Source organism: Pseudomonas sp. HY2-MNA-CIBAN-0224, assembly GCF_040310285.1.
GTDB classification, from domain to species: Bacteria; Pseudomonadota; Gammaproteobacteria; order Pseudomonadales; family Pseudomonadaceae; genus Aquipseudomonas; species Aquipseudomonas helleri.
The window spans coordinates 1-257 of record NZ_JBEOPQ010000689.1; the positions used below are offsets into that span (position 1 = coordinate 1).

The 257-nt window shown below is 48.6% G+C and carries 1 protein-coding gene; it reads right to left on the minus strand.

Annotated features, from left to right (window positions below):
• Positions 1-7: 7 nt before the first annotated feature.
• Positions 8-257 (minus strand): YbfB/YjiJ family MFS transporter (locus AAEZ03_RS28070; protein ID WP_350583209.1); only part of this gene is annotated, 250 nt, incomplete at its 5' end.

Below are 257 nucleotides of genomic sequence, written 5' to 3' on the forward strand. Positions count from 1 at the left end.
GCGTTATTTAACGGATCATTCGCGATTGGCGGCGAAAAAAGTAAATTAAAATCAGCCCAATGACCAAGCCTATAGCCGCTACTAGCAAGCCCGCGTTAAAGTTATCGTCCTGCCCCGCCAGCGCCACTGTGACTAATGGGCCAATAAACTGCCCTAGCGCATAGGCCAATGTCGCCAGACCCATCAATAAGTTTGAGTAGGCAGGGTTGATGTTTTTCATCAACGTGAGTGTCATCGATACCATACCGACGAAGGTT